Annotated in this window: 1 protein-coding gene; it reads right to left on the reverse strand. The window is 43.8% G+C overall.

Annotation, left to right across the window (positions count from 1 at the left end):
* On the reverse strand, positions 1-454 hold a 454-nt coding region (locus ACTHUM_RS18410; protein WP_440403738.1), incomplete at its 3' end, for a molybdopterin-dependent oxidoreductase.
* Positions 455-536 lie beyond the last annotated feature (82 nt).

The following is a 536-nucleotide window of genomic DNA, read 5'->3' on the forward strand; positions in this document are numbered from 1 at the left end:
AGCGTGGGTTGGTATTAATATTGGCAGTGCCCAAATAGCCTTTTACAAATTTATTCACCACATAATAGTCTTCAGTCGGCAACTGCCCTGCGACATAAAATGCAACGCTGTCAGCGCCATATTGATCAATACACACTTGGAACTGGTCTGCAATTTTCTCAATCGCCTGATCCCATGTCGTGACTTGACGATGATTTTTACGACCAAACATAGGCTGTAAGACGCGGGTTTCCAAACCTAGGGTATCGGCTAAATTACTGCCCTTAATGCAGAGTCGTCCAAAGTTTGAAGGATGCTCTAGATCTCCTGCAACTTGTACCGTCGTGCCATTCGCTTTATGTTGGACACTGACATCAACGCCACAACCCACGCCACAATAGGGACATGTTGTTTTGGTAATAATTGTTTCTGCTTGATCGGAGCGACTGTGTTCTAAATTTTGAATACTGTTCATGACTGCCCCTTTGAATCCCACCCAGCCTCCCTTTATCAAGGGAGGAGTACCGCGAATTCATATCTTAAATATAATTGAAAAC

It is taken from the genome of Neisseria sp. P0021.S006 (assembly GCF_051956895.1).